Origin of the sequence: Pseudomonas sp. Pseusp11 (assembly GCF_047304405.1) — a bacterium.
In the GTDB taxonomy this organism is placed as follows: domain Bacteria; phylum Pseudomonadota; class Gammaproteobacteria; order Pseudomonadales; family Pseudomonadaceae; genus Aquipseudomonas.
The window spans coordinates 14,113-32,316 of record NZ_JBGLZF010000003.1 but is presented as its reverse complement, the minus strand read 5'-3'; the positions used below and the strand labels follow the sequence as shown (position 1 = coordinate 32,316).

Annotated in this window: 16 protein-coding genes; 2 read left to right on the top strand and 14 right to left on the bottom strand. The window is 59.7% G+C overall.

The window, feature by feature from the left end:
- Positions 1-26: 26 nt before the first annotated feature.
- The 3 genes from ACCC96_RS02965 to ACCC96_RS02955 all read right to left on the bottom strand — a co-directional run bounded on the left by ACCC96_RS02965 (position 27) and on the right by ACCC96_RS02955 (position 3,809).
- Positions 27-1,133, bottom strand: coding sequence for an NADH:flavin oxidoreductase/NADH oxidase (locus tag ACCC96_RS02965; RefSeq protein ID WP_007940618.1), 1,107 nt, complete (start codon positions 1,131-1,133; stop codon positions 27-29).
- Between the two features lie 357 nt (positions 1,134-1,490).
- On the bottom strand, positions 1,491-3,200 hold the full coding sequence (gene recJ, locus ACCC96_RS02960; protein ID WP_413694962.1) for a single-stranded-DNA-specific exonuclease RecJ: 1,710 nt from the start codon (positions 3,198-3,200) through the stop codon (positions 1,491-1,493).
- Positions 3,201-3,266: 66 nt separating this feature from the next.
- Positions 3,267-3,809 (bottom strand): YaeQ family protein, encoded by a 543-nt coding sequence (locus ACCC96_RS02955; protein ID WP_007940622.1) that lies wholly within the window; start codon positions 3,807-3,809, stop codon positions 3,267-3,269.
- A gap of 149 nt (positions 3,810-3,958) precedes the next feature.
- Here ACCC96_RS02955 and ACCC96_RS02950 point away from each other — a divergent pair, with 149 nt between their 5' ends.
- Both ACCC96_RS02950 and ACCC96_RS02945 read left to right on the top strand, forming a co-directional pair.
- Complete coding sequence (locus ACCC96_RS02950; RefSeq protein ID WP_413694961.1) at positions 3,959-5,158, top strand: CaiB/BaiF CoA transferase family protein; 1,200 nt, start codon at positions 3,959-3,961, stop codon at positions 5,156-5,158.
- Positions 5,139-6,065 carry a TIGR02285 family protein gene (locus ACCC96_RS02945; RefSeq protein ID WP_413694960.1) on the top strand — a complete coding sequence of 309 codons (927 nt, stop codon included), beginning with the start codon at positions 5,139-5,141 and terminating at the stop codon, positions 6,063-6,065. The genes ACCC96_RS02950 and ACCC96_RS02945 overlap by 20 nt, the downstream gene beginning before the upstream one ends.
- A gap of 171 nt (positions 6,066-6,236) precedes the next feature.
- Here ACCC96_RS02945 and ACCC96_RS02940 read toward each other — a convergent pair whose 3' ends face one another.
- From ACCC96_RS02940 to tgt, 11 genes are all read right to left on the bottom strand, one after another.
- Positions 6,237-6,524, bottom strand: a complete 288-nt coding sequence (locus ACCC96_RS02940) for a DUF3509 domain-containing protein (protein WP_019581629.1) — start codon at positions 6,522-6,524, stop codon at positions 6,237-6,239.
- A 176-nt stretch (positions 6,525-6,700) separates the two neighbouring features.
- Entirely contained in the window at positions 6,701-8,056 is a 1,356-nt protein-coding gene (locus ACCC96_RS02935) for a transporter substrate-binding domain-containing protein (RefSeq protein ID WP_413694959.1), read from the bottom strand.
- A 133-nt stretch (positions 8,057-8,189) separates the two neighbouring features.
- Positions 8,190-9,599 (bottom strand): threonine synthase, encoded by a 1,410-nt coding sequence (thrC, locus tag ACCC96_RS02930; protein ID WP_007897604.1) that lies wholly within the window; start codon positions 9,597-9,599, stop codon positions 8,190-8,192.
- Positions 9,600-9,665: 66 nt separating this feature from the next.
- Positions 9,666-10,970, bottom strand: a complete 1,305-nt coding sequence (locus tag ACCC96_RS02925) for a homoserine dehydrogenase (protein ID WP_018926703.1) — start codon at positions 10,968-10,970, stop codon at positions 9,666-9,668.
- A gap of 134 nt (positions 10,971-11,104) precedes the next feature.
- Positions 11,105-11,836 carry a DsbC family protein gene (locus ACCC96_RS02920; RefSeq protein WP_205887318.1) on the bottom strand — a complete coding sequence of 244 codons (732 nt, stop codon included), beginning with the start codon at positions 11,834-11,836 and terminating at the stop codon, positions 11,105-11,107.
- Positions 11,837-12,139: 303 nt separating this feature from the next.
- The gene (xerD, locus tag ACCC96_RS02915; RefSeq protein WP_019651849.1) at positions 12,140-13,036 is read right to left on the bottom strand and encodes a site-specific tyrosine recombinase XerD; all 897 of its coding nucleotides are present in this window, start codon (positions 13,034-13,036) and stop codon (positions 12,140-12,142) included.
- Between the two features lie 137 nt (positions 13,037-13,173).
- Complete coding sequence (locus ACCC96_RS02910) at positions 13,174-13,722, bottom strand: glycine zipper 2TM domain-containing protein (RefSeq protein WP_019651850.1); 549 nt, start codon at positions 13,720-13,722, stop codon at positions 13,174-13,176.
- 120 nt (positions 13,723-13,842) lie between these two features.
- Positions 13,843-14,757 (bottom strand): protein translocase subunit SecF, encoded by a 915-nt coding sequence (gene secF, locus ACCC96_RS02905; RefSeq protein ID WP_019651851.1) that lies wholly within the window; start codon positions 14,755-14,757, stop codon positions 13,843-13,845.
- 9 nt (positions 14,758-14,766) lie between these two features.
- On the bottom strand, positions 14,767-16,635 hold the full coding sequence (gene secD, locus ACCC96_RS02900; RefSeq protein ID WP_019581634.1) for a protein translocase subunit SecD: 1,869 nt from the start codon (positions 16,633-16,635) through the stop codon (positions 14,767-14,769).
- Positions 16,636-16,698: 63 nt separating this feature from the next.
- Entirely contained in the window at positions 16,699-17,034 is a 336-nt protein-coding gene (yajC, locus tag ACCC96_RS02895) for a preprotein translocase subunit YajC (RefSeq protein WP_007934009.1), read from the bottom strand.
- Between the two features lie 43 nt (positions 17,035-17,077).
- Entirely contained in the window at positions 17,078-18,193 is a 1,116-nt protein-coding gene (tgt, locus tag ACCC96_RS02890; RefSeq protein ID WP_019651852.1) for a tRNA guanosine(34) transglycosylase Tgt, read from the bottom strand.
- Between the last annotated feature and the right edge of the window lie 11 nt (positions 18,194-18,204).

Sequence of the window (18,204 nt, the reverse complement as noted above, 5' to 3'; positions counted from 1 at the left end):
GGGGCTTTTTGGTTTTACAGCGGCTTTCAGTCACGCAAATCCGATTCATGAATCGGCTGGTCACGATGGGTGGCCCGTTGGTATTGCGCCGGCCAGACAGCCTTGTGCCCACCCAGATCGTCATCGGCATGCAGCGGCCAATACGGATCACGCAACAACTCCCGGGCGAGGAAGATAATGTCGGCCTGACAGGTACGCAGAATATGCTCGGCCTGGGCTGGCTCGGTAATCATGCCTACCGTGCCGGTGGCAATGCCCGACTCTTTACGTACCCGCTCAGCAAATCGGGTCTGATAACCGGGCCCTGTAGGAATTTCGGCATTTACCGCCGTACCGCCCGACGAAACGTCGATCAGGTCCACACCCAGATCTTTCAAGCGTCGCGCCAGCTCCACGGTTTCGTCGGGGTTCCAACCGTCTTCCACCCAGTCGGTGGCCGATACCCGCACAAACACCGGTAACTCTTCAGGCCACACGGCCCGCACCGCTTCGGTGACTTGCAGCACCAGCCGAATACGATTCTCGAATGAGCCACCGTACTGATCGCGCCGTTGATTGCTCAACGGCGAAAGAAACTGATGCAGCAGATACCCATGGGCGGCGTGCACTTCGACCACTTTGAAACCGGCGGTCAGCGCCCGTTTGGCCGAATCGACGAAAGCCTGGACGACCTCGGCGATCTCACTTTCATTAAGCTGCTTGGGTGGTGTGTGCTGGGGGTCGAAAGCGATCGGCGAAGGGCCGACCGGGATCCAGCCGCCGTCTTCCGGCTTGACGCTGCCATGCTTGCCCAGCCACGGCCGATGCGTGCTGGCCTTGCGCCCGGCATGGGCCAACTGGATGCCGGCAACGGCGCCCTGAGCGGCAATGAAGCGCGTAATACGTTGCAAGGGTTCGATCTGTTGATCATTCCAGAGGCCAAGGTCCTGGGCGGTGATACGCCCGTCGGCGGTGACCGCCGTGGCTTCGGTGAATACCAGACCGGCGCCGCCGATCGCGCGGCTGCCGAGATGGACCAGATGCCAGTCATTGGCCAGCCCATCGACGCTGGAGTACTGGCACATCGGTGACACCGCAATGCGGTTAAGCAGGGTCAATTGACGAAGGGTATAGGGTTCAAGCAGCAGACTCATGGGGCACCTCTCAAATCAGTGGGCAGGCTCCAGGGTTCTGTTTGAATAGTCGACGAGTGACAGGAAAAAGGTGCAGCACCCGCCCCCGCGGGCAAAAAATTCGACAAGACGTCACAAGGATAATCAAGCAGTGCTTAGAGCCTAGTCGACATCGCGGGATCAGGGAGGGTTCAAGAAATGAAACACCGCCAATTTGAGGTCTGGGCGATACCTGTGGCGAGGGAGCTTGCTCCCGCTCGGCTGCGCAGCAGTCGTCAACCAACCGACGCGGTACCACAGGAAAGAAGCGTTTAAAGGTTTAGGGCCGCTTCGCAGCCCAGCGGGAGCAAGCTCCCTCGCCACAAAAGCATCGTGCCGTTATCGCGGTTCGATGTGGGCAATCATCAACTGTACAGTCTCGTTCCCACGAAACTCGTTGAGGTCGAGTTTGTAGGCCAATTCGACCCACTTGATGGTCGGATTCGGCCAGATGTCCCGGTCGATCCCGAAGGCGATGCCATCCAGCTTCACCGAGCCGCATTCACTCTTCAGCACCACTTTGAGGTGCCGCTCGCCAACCACACGCTGCTCGACCAACTGGAACACCCCGTGAAACAGCGGCTCCGGGAAGTGTTGCCCCCAAGGCCCGGCGTGGCGCAGGGCGCGAGCCAGTTCCAGGTGAAACTCCTCGACCGCCAGGGTGCCGTCCGACAGCAGTCGCCCGGTCAGGTCTTCTTCGCGCATTTGCCTGCGCACTTCGGCGTCGAAGGCTTCGGCGAACAACGGAAAATTCGCTTCCGGCAAGGTCAGGCCGGCCGCCATGGCATGGCCACCGTATTTGCTGATCAGGTTTGGATGCTGCGCCGCGACCACGCTCAAGGCATCACGAATGTGAAAGCCCTGAACCGAACGCCCCGAGCCTTTGAGCAGGCCGTCGCCAGCATCGGCAAAGGCAATGGTCGGACGGAAATAGCGCTCTTTCATACGCGACGCGAGGATACCGATGACGCCCTGGTGCCACTCGGGATCGAACAGGCACAGGCCGAACGGCATCGATTCCACCGGCAGATCCTTGAGCTGGGCCAGCGCCTCGCGCTGCATGCCCTGCTCGATGGATTTACGGTCCTGGTTCATGCCATCCAGCTGAGCAGCCATTTCACGGGCGGCGCCAGTGTCTTCGGTGAGCAGGCACTCGATGCCCAGGCTCATGTCATCCAGCCGCCCTGCCGCGTTCAGACGCGGGCCGAGGATAAAGCCCAGGTCAGTGGAGGTGATGCGCGAATGATCACGCTTGGCCACTTCAAGGATCGCCTTGATCCCCGGCCGCGCGCGCCCGGCGCGAATTCGCTCCAGGCCCTGATGCACCAGAATCCGGTTGTTGGCATCCAGCGGCACCACGTCGGCGACGCTGCCCAGCGCCACCAGGTCGAGCAATTCGCCAATGTTCGGCTGCGGATTGCTCTCGTACCAGCCCAGGCTGCGCAGGCGCGCGCGCAGGGCCATCAGTACATAGAAAATCACCCCGACACCGGCCAGGGCTTTGCTCGGGAATTCGCAACCCGGCTGGTTCGGATTGACGATGGCATCGGCCAACGGCAGCTCGTCGCCGGGCAAGTGGTGATCGGTGACCAGCACCTTGAGCCCGGCCTTTTTCGCCGCTGCCACCCCTTCGACGCTGGAAATGCCGTTGTCCACGGTGATCAGTAACTGCGGCTCGCGGGTCAGCGCCACTTCGACGATTTCCGGGGTCAGGCCGTAGCCGTACTCGAAGCGGTTCGGCACCAGATAGTCGACATGCGCCGCGCCCAGCAGGCGTAACCCCAACATGCCCACGGTACTGGCCGTCGCGCCATCGGCATCGAAGTCGCCAACGATCAGAATCCGCTGACGCTGCTCCAGCGCCGTTACCAGCAAATCCACCGCCGCCTCGATGCCCTTGAGCTGCTGGAACGGAATCAGCCGCGCCAGACTCTTGTCCAGTTCAGCCTCGGACTGCACGCCCCGCGCCGCGTAAAGGCGGGTCAACAGCGGTGGAATATCACCGAGGAATGGCAGGGTGTCGGGCAACAGGCGAGGTTCGATGCGCATGGGGTGACAGGTGCTTCTCTTGAATACGTAGGATAAAACCGGGTGACGCTGCCAAGCGGCGAATAATCAGCCGCGTTCGCCGGCCAGCCATTGCAACTGGACTTCGTGCTGACCACGGTCGTCGGTGACGAAAATCGTTCCTTCGCTGATCATCACGTCCCACTTGATAACGCGCGGCATGTCCTTGGCCAGGGTTTCCAGCACTTCCTGGGGCACGGCGGCGATGTTGACGTTTTTCAGGGTCTTGATCGCCGGAATCACTTTGCCTTCCCAGACACGCAGGCTGCCGTAGGCCAGCAGGCTGGTGCGTTCGGTGCGGCGCGAACACCAGGTCAGGCGGTCGGCGTCTGGCTGGCCGACTTCGATCCAGTGCAGGACACGGTCGTCCAGGCTCTTTTCCCACAGCGCCGGTTCATCCACGTCTGACAGACCGCGGCCAAAAGACAGCTGCTCGTTGTACCAGAAGGCGTAGGCCAGCAGCCGCACGGTCATGCGCTCTTCGGTTTCCGAAGGGTGACGGGCGATGGTCTGCTTCACGTTCTCGTAGACGCTGCGGTCGAGGTCGGTGAGGTTCAGTTCAAACTTGTAGGTCGTGGACGGCTGGGCCATGAACGGGCTTCTTGATACGGGGAAAGGCGGCAAGTCTAACCGATGCAAGAGGGCAATCAACGAATTGAAGGCGAATCAACTTTGGGCGATGGATGTCGGCCTATGATAAAACTCTGTATTCGCTCAGCCTTTGTCCTACAGGATTTCGCATGCCGTTCTCCAATAAACCGCTCTCGGGTCTGAAAGTCATCGAATTGGGTACGTTGATTGCCGGGCCGTTTGCCTCGCGTATTTGCGGCGAATTCGGCGCCGAAGTGATCAAGATCGAGTCACCGGACGGCGGTGATCCGCTGCGCAAATGGCGCAAGTTGTACGAAGGCACCTCGCTGTGGTGGTTCGTTCAGGCGCGCAACAAGAAATCCCTGACCCTGAACCTGAAACACCCCGATGGCCTGGCGATCCTGAAACAGCTGCTCAGTGAAGCGGATATCCTGATCGAGAATTTTCGCCCCGGTGTGCTGGAAAAGCTCGGCCTGGGCTGGGAAGTCTTGCACGCACTGAACCCGAAGCTGGTGATGGTGCGGCTTTCCGGCTTCGGCCAGACCGGCCCCATGAAAGATCAGCCGGGCTTCGGTGCGGTCGGTGAGTCCATGGGCGGCCTGCGCTACATCACCGGGTTCGAGGACCGGCCGCCAGTGCGCACCGGGATTTCCATCGGCGATTCGATTGCCGCGCTCTGGGGCGTGATCGGCGCACTGATGGCCTTGCGTCATCGCGAGGTCAACGGTGGCTTGGGCCAAGTGGTGGACGTGGCGCTGTACGAAGCGATCTTCGCCATGATGGAAAGCATGGTCCCGGAGTTCGACGTGTTCGGCTTCATCCGCGAACGCACCGGCAACATCATGCCGGGCATCACGCCCTCCTCCATCCACACCAGCGCCGACGGCAAACACGTGCAGATCGGCGCCAACGGCGATGCGATCTTCAAGCGTTTCATGCTGATCATCGGCCGCGAGGATCTGGCCAACGACCCAGTGCTGGCCAGCAACGACGGGCGTGACAGCCGTCGCGACGAGATTTACGGGGTGATCGACCGCTGGGTCAACTCACTGTCGCTGGACGCAGTGATCGAGCAATTGAACCAGGCTGACGTTCCCGCCAGCCGGATCTTCAGCGCCGAAGACATGTTCAGCGATCCGCAGTACCTGGCCCGGGAAATGTTCCTGCAAGCCAAGCTGCCCGACGGCAAGGACTTCAAGATGCCCGGCATTGTGCCAAAACTCTCTGAGACACCCGGCACCTCGGAATGGGTCGGGCCGCAGTTGGGTGAACACAATGCCCAGGTCCTTCACGACCTGGGCTACGACCCGGCACAGATCGCACGACTGCGTGAAGACGGGGCCATCTAAGCTGAATCGTCTGTTTTCATCCGTCCTCGATTACGCCGGCATCGGGCGCCTGCTGGCGGCGCTCGGGCTGTTGTCGGGCCTGATATCCCCGGCCCTGGCGCAACCTAAGGAGCATTTGTTTTGGCTGTTGCGCGACCTGCCGCCACTGACAATCTTCGAAGGTCCGAAAAAAGGCCAGGGCGTCATCGACCAATTGATGCCCCTGCTGATCGCCGGCATGCCGCAATACGAACACACCCTGATGCGGGTCAATCGCGCCCGCGGCATGCAGATGCTTCACGATGAATCCTTTACCTGCGACCCCTCGCTGGTCTGGAGCAAGGAGCGCGAACAATGGATCGCGTATTCCATTCCGGCCTTCCGGGTGGTCAGCAACGGGCTGGTGATCCGACGTGAAGATCGGCCGGTGCTGGAGCCGTTTCTTTCCAACGGTGAAGTCGACCTGGCGGCACTGTTGGCCAGCGGCCGACAGAAAGTCGGGGTGATTGCCGAGCGCCGTTACGGTGAGTTCCTCGACACGCTGCTGCAACAGGCGCCGGCCGGCGCGCTGACGCCCCACTATGGCAATGACGCCCTCGGCAGCCTGTTGCAGATGCAGCGCCTGGGGCGTTTGCAGGTGGTATTGGGTTACTGGCCAGAAATCCGCTATCAGGCCCATCGGGAAAACCTGGCCGATGAGCAACTGGAGTTCTACCCGGTCAAAGGCACGGGCAACTACATGCCCGTGTACATCGGTTGCTCGAATACGCCCCAGGGTCGACAGGCGATCAGTGAAATCAACCGACTACTGCGCGCCCTGCCCCGCGATCACATGGACCCGCTGTATGCCGACTGGCTCGATCCAAAAAGACGCAAGGATTACCTGGAAGAAACCAGGGCCTTTTTCGAGCATCAGGCCACGCAATGACAAATCGCGGGCAAAAAGAAACCCCGAGAAGTGGGGAGACAACTCGGGGTTAAACGTGGCCTGTATTACAGACCAGTAGCAGCAAGCTACAAGCACCGGAGCACAATGCTTGATCCTGCCGTTACATGGTCTGACTGACCTTGGTGCAGGAAGGTTCCCACAAAAAACACTTCAATTTCGGCTGGCCAGGCGCTTGTCCTGAGCCGCATTGCGCAATGCCGCGATGACACAGGGCTCCAGGCGTCCTTCAGCGATCAGCACGTCGCGGTGCAAGCCGTCGACGACATCCGTCAGCAGACGTTTATCGGTTAACTGGGCCTGATTGAACAGCCGTTCGACCACGATAGCGCCGGTCGCACTCTTGAGCGTCACCAGGCATTCGCCATGGGCACCCGATGGGGTCAACGTGACTTGGTACGGGCTCAGAGCCTCGCCGAGCAATAGACTGATACTTTCCATCTCGATCACCACTCAATAGTCCGCAAACAAAGTGCCTGGGGCGTATCCACAGTAAATGACCCCAGGCCCGAGAAGAAAGTTCTGGATTCCAACGGCAGGCGCACCGGCGCCTCTGGTGGATAAAGCATGCCCGGAAAAGATGACAGTAAAAAAACAGCCGCTTCAGGCATCGCGCTTCACGCCTGCCTTGTCCGCTTGGCCAGATCGGTCCATCCACCCAGCAGTCCTCGCAATTGACCGTCCGCGCTGTAAAACGGCACCGTCCACTGATAGATGTCCCTGACGCCGTCCTTGAACATCAACTGACGTTCGCTGAAGCGGGTCTTGCGCGTGCCGAGCTGGGCCATGAACTCGGCGTGCAGTTGCTCGGCGGTTTCTTTGGGCAAGACATCGAGTTCGATCAGTCGGCGCCCCTGAATATGGTCGAAACGGGTCGACAAACTCTCCTCATAACTTTTGTTGCACATGATCAAACGCCCTTCCAGATCACGCACGAACATTGGATCGGGCATGGCGTCTATCAAGGCGTGCTGGAAGGCGAGCTGGTCATTGAGGTCTTTTTCGGCGTCCCGACGTTGCTGGATCAACATCGTGAGTCGTCGGTTCCACAACAGGGATAGCAGCACAAAAACACTGGCGAAAAAAATGCCCCAACAGCCCCATTCGGTTATTCGCTGCCAGGTCGAAGGCGTCTGTACAGGAACAATGCCATCGAGCCACTTCAAGCGAATGGCGCGTAACTCGGCAGGCGGAAACGCTTCGAGCGCCTTGTTGAGGATGCTCAACAATTGCGTCTGTCCTTTGCGTACCGCCAGATGATCGGCCTCCCATTTACCCTCTACCGTAGAGCCCACCTTGAGCTGCCCGGACGGATAGAGCTGCGCCCCGGTTTCGTTTTCGATGGTGGCGTAGGCTTCGCCGCTTTCGACCAGCGCCCTGGCCTCGGCGTAGGTTTTGACCGAACGCAGCTCGATGGCCGGGTAGTCGCGACGAATGGTGGCCTCCAGCGCATGCCGGGCTGGCAGCACCAGTACTCTTTTCGACAGCTGCTGCATGGATTGCACCGCTGGCGCCCCCACTCGCCCGACGAACACCCAGCCTGCACCACCGAACGCATGACTGAAATCCAGAAACTCCTTGCGCTCCTCGCTCATTGCCAATGTGGTGCTCATATCTGCTGTGCCGTTTTCCAGACGCTCCAGCAATTGGTCGGTGGAAAACGTCTCTTTATGGAGAAACCTCAGCCCTGTCATGGCGCTGATGCGGTTGAGCACATCGTTGTTCAAACCGTTCCACTGTCCATGCTCATCCTTGAACAGGTACAACGGGTACTGCGCCGAGGCGACGATGACCGTCGGATGTTCCGCAATCCATTGCAGCTCCTGAGCGTCTAGCCCGATAGCGGCCACGCCGACCGCCCCCCGGGGCTCATAAGCCGCCAATTGCGCCGCCAGCCCCCATTGAGCAACGCTCATGGCGCCGACCAACAATATCCAGCACGCGGCTGGTTTAAACCCTCTAAAAAACAGCATTGCCACTTCCTTGGTGATCGTCTCGCCCGCCCTTCATGGGCGGCTCTTCATTTACGAAACCCGACAAGTGTGGCATGCAGAAATGAGAAAGCCCGTCAGGAGACGGGCTTCAAAATGTGACAGCTTTTACCGGTTACAGTGGCTTGCCGCGGTTGCCATGCTGGCTGACAAAGGCCTGCACAGCTTTCAGATCATTCGGCAACACGGTGCAACGCTCATCTCGCTCAAACAAATCAGAAAGATGTGCAGGTAGTTCGAGCGCTTTTCCTACACCAGCTTTTTCCACCGCGTCCGGGAATTTGACCGGATGAGCCGTGCCCAGGATCACCATCGGGATATCCAGGCTGCGACGGCATTCGCGCGCGGCCTTCACGCCGATGGCGGTGTGCGGGTCCAGCAGCTCGCCGGTCTGCTCGAAGACTTCGGCAATGGTTTCGCAGGTTTGGGCGTCGTCCACGGCCAGCGAATCGAACAGTTTGCGTGCTTCGGTCCAGCGCTCCTGTTCGACGCTGAAACCACCACCCTGCTTGAAGGTGTCCATCAAACCGGCAATCGCCGCGCCGTTGCGACCGTGCAGGTCGAACAGCAGGCGTTCGAAGTTCGACGAGACCATGATGTCCATGGACGGCGACAGCGTGGCGTGCAGGGTTTCCTTGACGTACTGATTGCCGCTCATGAAGCGGTGCAGGATGTCGTTGCGGTTGGTGGCGACGATCAACTGATTGATCGGCAGACCCATGTTGCGCGCCAGGTAACCGGCGAAGATATCGCCGAAGTTGCCGGTCGGCACCGAGAACGACACCGAACGCGCCGGGCCGCCCAACTGCAGGGCTGCGTGGAAGTAGTAAACGATCTGGGCCATGATCCGCGCCCAGTTGATCGAGTTCACCGCTACCAGGCGTGTGCCCTTGAGGAAGCTCTGGTCGGCGAAGCTCGCCTTGACCATTTCCTGGCAGTCATCGAAGTTGCCTTCGATGGCGATGTTATGGATGTTCTCGCCGAAGATAGTGGTCATCTGGCGACGCTGCACTTCGGACACACGGTTGTGCGGGTGCAGGATGAAGATGTCGACGTTTTCGCAGTGCTTGCAGCCTTCGATGGCCGCCGAACCGGTGTCGCCAGAGGTAGCACCGACGATCACCACGCGCTCACCGCGTTTTTCCAGCACGTAGTCGAGCAGGCGACCGAGCAGTTGCAGAGCGAAGTCCTTGAACGCCAGGGTCGGGCCGTGGAACAACTCCAACACCCATTCGTTACCGTTCAGTTGACGCAACGGTGCCACGGCGTTGTGGGAAAATACGCCGTATGTTTCTTCAAGAATTTTTTTGAAGTCGGCATCCGGAATGCTGCCGGTGACGAACGGGCGCATCACCCGGAAGGCCAGCTCGTGATACGGCAGGCCGGCCCAGGAAGCGATTTCTTCCTGAGTGAAACGTGGCAGGTTTTCCGGGACGTACAGACCGCCGTCGGTGGCTAGACCGGCCAGCAGGACGTCTTCGAAATTCAGGGCCGGTGCCTGGCCGCGGGTACTGATATAACGCATGACTGGCTCCAATAGACAGTGTTCGCAAACCCGGGCCCGCACGCGGGCCCGGTGAACGATAACGGCTTAGTTCAGGTGCTCGACGCGGATCCGTACAACCGGACCGACCACGCCCGCCAGGGCTTCCAGGGCAGCGATCGCATCGTTGATGTGCTGTTCCAGCACGCGATGGGTCAGCAGGATCATCGGCACCAGGCCGTCGTGTTCCTCGACTTCCTTCTGCATGATCGATTCGATGTTGATGCCGCGCTCCGACAGGATGCTCGCCACCTGGGCTAACACGCCTGGATGGTCCTTGGCCTGAATGCGCAGGTAGTAAGCGCTTTCGCAGGCTTCGATCGGCAGGATCGGGTGGGCCGACAGCGAATCCGGCTGGAAGGCCAGGTGCGGTACACGGTTTTCCGGGTCGGAGGTCATGGCGCGAACCACGTCCACCAGGTCGGCAATTACCGACGAAGCGGTCGGTTCCATGCCGGCGCCAGCGCCGTAGAACAGGGTCGAACCGGCAGCGTCACCGTTGACCATCACCGCGTTCATCACGCCGTTGACGTTGGCGATCAGGCGATCGGCCGGGATCAGCGTCGGGTGCACGCGCAACTCGATACCAGCCGCGGTGCTGCGCGCCACGCCCAGGTGCTTGATGCGATAGCCCAGCGCTTCGGCGTAGTTCACGTCAGCGGTGGTCAGCTTGGTGATGCCTTCGGTGTAGGCCTTGTCGAATTGCAGCGGAATGCCGAATGCGATGGACGCCAGGATCGTCAGCTTGTGGGCTGCGTCGATGCCTTCGACGTCGAACGTCGGGTCGGCTTCGGCATAACCCAGGGCTTGCGCTTCGGCCAGCACGTCTTCGAAAGTCCGGCCTTTTTCACGCATTTCGGTAAGGATGAAGTTACCGGTGCCGTTGATGATGCCGGCGACCCAGTTGATACGGTTGGCGGACAGGCCTTCACGGATCGCCTTGATCACCGGAATGCCGCCGGCCACGGCCGCTTCGAACGCAACGATCACGCCCTTCTCGCGAGCCTTGGCGAAAATTTCATTACCGTGAACGGCAATCAGTGCCTTGTTCGCGGTGACCACATGCTTGCCATTCTCGATGGCCTTGAGTACCAGCTCGCGGGCAACGGTATAGCCGCCCATCAGCTCTATGACGATGTCGATCTCAGGGTTCGTGGCCACTTCGAAGACATCGTTGGTAATCGCAATACCGGTCGTCTGGAACTGAGGCTTTGGCGTGCGCATGGCAATTTGAGCCACTTCGATTCCACGCCCGGCACGACGAGCAATTTCCTCGGCGTTGCGCTGAAGTACGTTGAAGGTACCGCCACCGACGGTCCCTAACCCACAGATGCCTACTTTGACCGGTTTCACTGTGAACTCCCCATAAAACGGCCGACTCAAGGCCGGCCGTGAAAACAGCCGCAGGTTCGCGGCTCTCTATTGATGGCCCGGCAAATGCTGCCGCCGGACCACGCTCGTCAAAGGCTGGCCGTGACGATGCGAATTTACTTCGCGCCCAGTGCCAGTTTGGCGACTTGTGGCGCAGGCTGGTAGCCCGGAATGACCTGACCGTCAGCCAAAACGATGGCCGGTGTACCGTTCACGCCAATCGACTGACCGAGGGCAAACTGCTTGGACACCGGGTTATCGCACTTGGCGGCCTTGATTTCCTTGCCATCGACCATTTTGTCCATGGCGGCTTTCTTGTCTTTCGAGCACCACACGGCTTGCAGTTGCTCGTCACCCGGCGAGCCCAGGCCCTGGCGCGGGAACGCAACATAACGCACTTCGATGCCGCGCTTGTTCAGCTCAGGCACTTCGGCGTGCAGCTTGTGGCAATACGGGCAAGTGGTGTCGGTGAACACGGTGATGTGCGACTTGGTTTCGCCGATGGCCGGGTAGACCACGGTTTCAGCCACTGGAATGCCGTTGATCAGTTTGGCAATGCCCAGGCGTTCGGTCTTCTCGGTCAGGTTGACCGGTTTACCGTCCTTGAGCTGGAACAGGTAGCCCTGAACGACGTATTGGCCGTCGGCGCTGGCGTAAAGCACGCGGCTGCCCTTGAGCTTGACTTCGTACAGACCTGGCAGCGGGCTGGCGGTGATGGTTTCGACCGGCACGTCGAGCTGGAGGTTTTCCAGGCTTTTACGAATGGCTTTGTCGGCCGCGTCATCGGCGACGGCAAAGGTGCTGACCAACGCAATGGCTGCAGCGGCGAAAATCTGGGTCAGACGCATGAGAACTCCTGAAGGCGGACAAATGGGACGATCAGAACGCCCGTGCCGAAACACCGGGTCATAACCGCCCATCGTGCAAACCGGCAAAGCCTACCACATAAGGCCCCTGTGGCCGAATGCGGCTGACGCGAGACACCCCGCGATGCATGACTGGCCATAATTCCGTGGCGAGGGAGCTTGCTCCCGCTCGGCTGCGTAGCAGTCGCAAATAGGCTGGTTGGGCATTTCCTGAATAAATGCAGCCTGGTTTTGGGGTTGCTGCGCAACCCAGCGGGAGCAAGCTCCCTCGCCACAGGGTTTGCGCTAGCCTCTGGGGTGATGCTTGGCATGCAGGTCCTGCAAGCGCGCGCGGGCGACGTGAGTATAGATCTGGGTGGTGGAGAGATCGCTGTGGCCGAGCAACATTTGCACCACCCGAAGGTCGGCGCCGTGGTTGAGCAGGTGCGTGGCGAAGGCATGACGCAAGGTATGCGGCGACAGCGATTTGCCGATCCCGGCGACCTTGGCCTGGTGCTTGATGCGATGCCAGAAGGTCTGGCGGGTCATTTGCTCACCGCGCAGGCTGGGGAACAGCACATCGCTGGGACGCCCGCCCAGCAGCTCGCCACGGGCATCGCGCATGTAGCGCTCGACCCAGACAATCGCCTCCTCGCCCATCGGCACCAGCCGTTCCTTGCTGCCCTTGCCCATCACCCGCAGCACACCTTGGCGCAGGTTGACCTGCTCCAGCGTCAGGCTGATCAGCTCCGTCACCCGCAAGCCACACGCGTAAAGCACCTCAAGCATGGCGCGATCACGCTGACCGATGGCCTCGCTCAGGTCCGGCGCGGCCAGCAAGGCTTCCACATCGGCTTCCGACAAGGATTTGGGCAATGGCCTACCCAGCTGCGGCATATCCACGCGCAGGGTCGGATCCACGGCAATCAGCTTTTCCCGCAACAAATAGCGATAGAAACCACGCACGCCGGAGAGAAATCGCGCCGTAGAACGGGGTTTGTAGTTTTGCTCCAGGCGCCAGGCCAGGTGATCGAGGATCAACTCGCGCCCGGCGTTGATCAGCTCCAGGCCCTTCTCCTGCAACCAGCCGTTAAACAAGGCCAGGTCGCTGCGATAGGCATCGCGGGTGTTATCGGAAAGGCCTTTCTCCAGCCACAGGGCGTCGAGGAACTGGTCTATCAGGGGATGATCGATGGCAGGCATGGGGGCTCAGGACTGGCGGGCAAAAGGCCGCAAAAATGAAGAGTCTTGCATAACACGTTGAAGGTGACACATGAAATTCGGGCACAAAAAAAGCATCCCTTGCGGGATGCTTCTTTTTGTGTGGGACGATCAGCTCACTATTTGGCCGGTTCGTTCTGCCCCAGGATCAGCCTGCCTTCCTTGTCGACCGGAATCTGGTTGCCTGGATCGCGATCCATTCGCACCTTGCCTTCCTTGCCGTCCAGCGAATAACGAACGTCGTAGCCTACGACCTTGTCGCTGATGTCATTGACCGTGTTACAGCGAGTCTGAGTCGTGGTGTAGGTGTCACGCTCCTGCATGCCTTCCTGCACCTTGTTCCCCGCATAACCGCCGCCGACCGCACCGGCCACTGTGGCGATTTTCTTGCCTGTACCGCCGCCGATCTGGTTGCCCAACAGGCCGCCAGCCAAGGCGCCGACCACCGTACCGGCGATCTGGTGTTGGTCTTTCACCGGCGCTTGCCGGGTCACCGTAACGTCCTTGCACACTTCACGTGGAGTCTTGATTTGTGTCTTGACCGGTTCAACGGCCAGCACTTGTGCATACTCAGGGCCGCTTTTAACCAGTTTGTAGGTGGCAACAGCACCACCGGCAGTCACACCGACAGCACCCAATACCGCACCAACCAGCAACGACTTGTTCACATGAACCTCCTGGCTATAACAGACGGGACAAACCCGCGCTTCTCCCAGCCTTGGAGCATAAAAAAAGGCGCGAGTTCAACACTCGCGCCTTCTCGGCTTGCAGCAGGAAAAAGATAACCGTTATGGACGGTCGTCGACTTCCTTCTCGCTCGTTGCCACAGGAATCAGGTCTTCGCTGTTCAGGTTCAGCCAGATCAGCACCACGTTCGCGATGTAGATCGAGGAGTAAGTACCTGCCAGAACACCGATGAACAGGGCAATGGAGAAACCGAACAGGTTGTCGCCACCGAAGAACAACAGGGCCGCGATCGCCAGCAAGGTGGAGATCGACGTCGCCATGGTCCGCAGCAGGGTTTGCGTGGTCGAGATGTTGATGTTCTCGATCAGGCTGGCCTTGCGCAGGACGCGGAAGTTCTCACGAACCCGGTCGAATACCACGATGGTGTCGTTGAGCGAGTAACCGATGATCGCCAGCACCGCCGCCAGCACCGTCAGGTCGAAGGTGATCTGGAAGAACGACAGGATACCGATGGTCACGATCACGTCGTGGATCAAGGACACGATCGCACCGACCGCAAACTTCCACTGAAAGCGGAAAGCCAGGTAGATCAGGATGCCGCCCAGCGCCATCAGCATGCCGAGGCCGCCCTGGTCGCGCAGTTCTTCACCCACCTGCGGGCCGACGAACTCGACACGCTTGACCTGAGCCGGGTTGTCGCCGCCGACTTTCTGCAGCGCTTCAGCCACCTGATGACCCAGTTGCGGGTCTTCGCCAGGCATGCGCACCAGAAGATCGGTAGTCGCACCGAAGTTCTGCACGATGGCTTCGTGATAACCGGCTGTAGCCAGTTGCTCACGCACCTTGGTGACATCGGCCGGACGCTCGTAGGTCAGCTCGATGAGCGTACCGCCGGTGAAGTCCAGGCCCCAGTTCATGCCCTTATGAAAGACACTGAACATTGCCAGCGCGGTAAGGAACAATGTGACGCCGAACGCAAAGTTGCGAACGCCCATGAAGTTGATTGTACGTAACATGGCAGCCCCTTAAATCCACAACTTCTTGAAGTCACGACCGCCGAAGATCAGGTTGACCATCGCGCGGGTCACCATGATGGCCGTGAACATCGAGGTAAAGATCCCGAGGGACATGGTCACGGCGAAACCCTTGACCGGGCCGGTGCCCATGGCAAAGAGAATCCCGCCCACCAACAAGGTTGTCAGGTTGGCGTCGAGAATCGCGGTGAATGCCCGGCCGAAGCCTTCGTTGATTGCCCGTTGAATGGTCATGCCGGCCGCGATCTCTTCGCGTATCCGCGAGAAGATCAGTACGTTGGCGTCGACCGCCATACCCATGGTCAATACGATACCGGCGATACCCGGCAGGGTCAGCGTTGCACCCAGCAGCGACATCAAGGCCAGCAGCATCACCATGTTCACTGCCAGCGCGACAGTGGCGATGAGGCCGAAGAAGCGGTAGATGGCCATGATGAACAGCGAGACAAACAGCATGCCCCACAACGATGCATCGATACCTTTGGTGATGTTGTCGGCACCCAGGCTTGGGCCAATGGTGCGCTCTTCTGCGAAGTACATCGGAGCCGCCAGACCACCGGCACGCAGCAACAGCGCCAGCTCGGACGATTCGCCCTGGCCGTTCAGGCCAGTGATGCGGAACTGGGCACCCAGCGGCGACTGGATGGTCGCCAGGCTGATGATCTTCTTCTCTTCCTTGAACGTCTGGACCGGCACGTCTTTCTCGACGCCGTTGACCACTTGCTTGACGTAAGTGGTGACCGGACGCTGTTCGATGAAGATCACCGCCATGCTGCGGCCGACGTTGCTGCGAGTCGCACGACTCATCAGCTCGCCACCGTGGCCATCCAGACGGATGTTCACTTCTGGCGTACCGTGCTCGCCGAAGCCCGCCTTGGCGTCAGTCACCTGGTCGCCGGTGATGATCAGGCCACGCTCGATCAGAGCCGGAGGACGCTTGCCTTCACGGAACTCAAATTCCTCGGAAGTGGCTTTCGAAGCGCCAGGCTCAGCGGCCAGACGGAACTCCAGGTTGGCCGTCTTGCCGAGGATACGCTTGGCTTCTGCGGTGTCTTGCACGCCCGGCAGCTCAACCACGATGCGGTTGGCGCCCTGGCGCTGAACGATAGGTTCGGCAACACCCAGCTCGTTGACGCGGTTACGTACCGTGGTCAAGTTCTGCTTGATGGAGTATTCACGGATTTCCGCCAGCTTGGCCGGGGTCATCGCCAGACGCAGTACCGGTTGGCCATTGAGGTCGGCCGGAACAATGTCGAAATCGTTGAAGTTCTTGCGGATCAGCGCACGGGCCTGTTCGCGGGAGTCTTCATCAGTGAAGCCCAGCTGAATGGCTCCGCCCAGTTGCGGCAGGCTGCGATAGCGCAGTTTCTCTTTACGCAACAGGCTCTTGACGTCGCCTTCGTAGACTTTCAGGCGTGCGTCGAGGGCTTTGTCCATGTCCACTTCCAGCAGGAAGTGCACACCACCGGACAAGTCCAGACCCAGCTTCATCGGGTGCGCGCCCAGGCTGCGCAGCCATTGCGGGGTGGTTTGCGCCAGGTTCAGTGCAACGACGTAGTCATCGCCCAATGCCTTGCGCACGACGTCTTTGGCTGGCAACTGGTCTTCAGCCTTGACCAGGCGAATCAGACCGCCCTTGCCGTTTGCCGCCAGCGTGGCCGCCTTGACGTTGATCCCGGATTCCTTGAGCGCGGTGCTCACACGGTCCAGATCAGCCTGATTGACTTGCAGCGCAGTGCTTGCACCGCTGACCTGAATGGCCGGGTCATCAGGATATAGATTGGGAGCGGAATAAATCAGACCGACCGCCAGCACCGCCAGGATCAGAATGTATTTCCACAGAGGGTATTTGTTCAGCATCACGCCGCCCGCTTATGACGCGGGGCGCCTTGCGCGCCCCGTCGATTGAGTAGAAGTTGAAACTTAGATCGCTTTGAGCGTGCCTTTTGGCAGCGTGGCGGCGATGGCGCCTTTCTGGAACTTCATTTCAACGGTGTCGGAAACTTCCAGAACCACGAAGTCGTCGGACACTTTGGTGATTTTGCCGGCGATACCACCGGTGGTCACAACTTCGTCACCTTTTTGCAGGCTGCTCAGCAGGTTCTTCTGCTCTTTGGCGCGCTTGGCCTGTGGACGCCAGATCATCAGGTAGAAGATGACCAGGAAACCGACCAGGAAAATCCACTCAAAGCCGCCGCCCATCGGGCCTGCCGCAGGTGCAGCAGCGTCAGCCATGGCATTAGAGATAAAAAAGCTCATTTAGCACTCCAGTTGCAAATGTTGAATCTTGGGGTCAGAAAACTCAGTCCAAAGGCGGAACGGGTAACCCGCGTTTGGCGTAGAAGGCATCGACAAAGGCGGCCAATGTACCCTGTTGAATAGCCTCGCGCAAACCAGCCATAAGCACCTGGTAATGGCGCAAATTGTGGATGGTATTCAACATGCTACCCAGCATTTCGCCGCACTTGTCCAGATGGTGCAGATAAGCACGGGAGAAGTTCTGGCAGGTGTAGCAATCGCAGGTCGGATCCAGCGGCGAATCATCATGGCGATGGAACGCGTTACGGATCTTCAGCACGCCTGTATCAATGAACAGATGCCCGTTGCGGGCATTACGGGTTGGCATCACGCAATCGAACATGTCCACACCGCGGCGCACACCCTCAACCAGATCTTCCGGTTTGCCAACGCCCATAAGGTAACGAGGTTTGTCAGCCGGCATCTGGCCCGGCAGGTAATCGAGCACCTTGATCATCTCGTGCTTGGGCTCGCCCACCGACAGACCGCCGATGGCCAGACCGTCGAAGCCGATCTTGTCGAGGCCTTCCAGGGAGCGCATGCGCAAATCCTGATGCATGCCGCCCTGGACGATGCCGAACAATGCGGCGGTGTTGTCGCCATGGGCATTCTTCGAACGCTGAGCCCAGCGCAACGACAGCTCCATCGATACGCGAGCGACGTCTTCGTCGGCCGGGTACGGAGTGCATTCGTCGAAGATCATCACAATATCAGAGCCCAGGTCACGCTGGACCTGCATCGACTCTTCCGGCCCCATGAACACTTTGGCGCCGTCGACCGGAGAGGCGAAGGTCACGCCCTCCTCCTTGATCTTGCGCATGGCGCCCAGGCTGAACACCTGGAAACCGCCGGAGTCGGTCAGAATCGGGCCTTTCCACTGCATGAAATCGTGCAGGTCGCCGTGCTTCTTGATCACTTCGGTGCCAGGACGCAACCACAAGTGGAAAGTGTTGCCCAGAATGATTTCCGCGCCGGTGGCGACGATATCCCGCGGCAGCATGCCCTTGACCGTGCCGTACGTGCCCACCGGCATGAAGGCCGGGGTCTCGACGGTACCGCGTGGGAAGGTCAGGCGACCACGACGCGCCTTGCCGTCAGTAGCAAGCAACTCAAACGACATACGACTTTGGC

Excerpts from the sequence above, each read along its gene's own strand:
- secD (WP_019581634.1), bottom strand. The coding sequence starts at position 16,635 with ATGCTGAACAAATACCCTCTGTGGAAATACATTCTGATCCTGGCGGTG.
- yajC (WP_007934009.1), bottom strand. The coding sequence starts at position 17,034 with ATGAGCTTTTTTATCTCTAATGCCATGGCTGACGCTGCTGCACCTGCG.
- ACCC96_RS02955 (WP_007940622.1), bottom strand. The coding sequence starts at position 3,809 with ATGGCCCAGCCGTCCACGACCTACAAGTTTGAACTGAACCTCACCGAC.
- ACCC96_RS02935 (WP_413694959.1), bottom strand. The coding sequence starts at position 8,056 with ATGCTGTTTTTTAGAGGGTTTAAACCAGCCGCGTGCTGGATATTGTTG.
- recJ (WP_413694962.1), bottom strand. The coding sequence starts at position 3,200 with ATGCGCATCGAACCTCGCCTGTTGCCCGACACCCTGCCATTCCTCGGT.
- secF (WP_019651851.1), bottom strand. The coding sequence starts at position 14,757 with ATGTTACGTACAATCAACTTCATGGGCGTTCGCAACTTTGCGTTCGGC.
- ACCC96_RS02940 (WP_019581629.1), bottom strand. The coding sequence starts at position 6,524 with ATGGAAAGTATCAGTCTATTGCTCGGCGAGGCTCTGAGCCCGTACCAA.
- tgt (WP_019651852.1), bottom strand. The coding sequence starts at position 18,193 with ATGTCGTTTGAGTTGCTTGCTACTGACGGCAAGGCGCGTCGTGGTCGC.
- ACCC96_RS02950 (WP_413694961.1), top strand. The coding sequence starts at position 3,959 with ATGCCGTTCTCCAATAAACCGCTCTCGGGTCTGAAAGTCATCGAATTG.
- xerD (WP_019651849.1), bottom strand. The coding sequence starts at position 13,036 with ATGCCTGCCATCGATCATCCCCTGATAGACCAGTTCCTCGACGCCCTG.
- ACCC96_RS02920 (WP_205887318.1), bottom strand. The coding sequence starts at position 11,836 with ATGCGTCTGACCCAGATTTTCGCCGCTGCAGCCATTGCGTTGGTCAGC.
- ACCC96_RS02965 (WP_007940618.1), bottom strand. The coding sequence starts at position 1,133 with ATGAGTCTGCTGCTTGAACCCTATACCCTTCGTCAATTGACCCTGCTT.
- thrC (WP_007897604.1), bottom strand. The coding sequence starts at position 9,599 with ATGCGTTATATCAGTACCCGCGGCCAGGCACCGGCCCTGAATTTCGAA.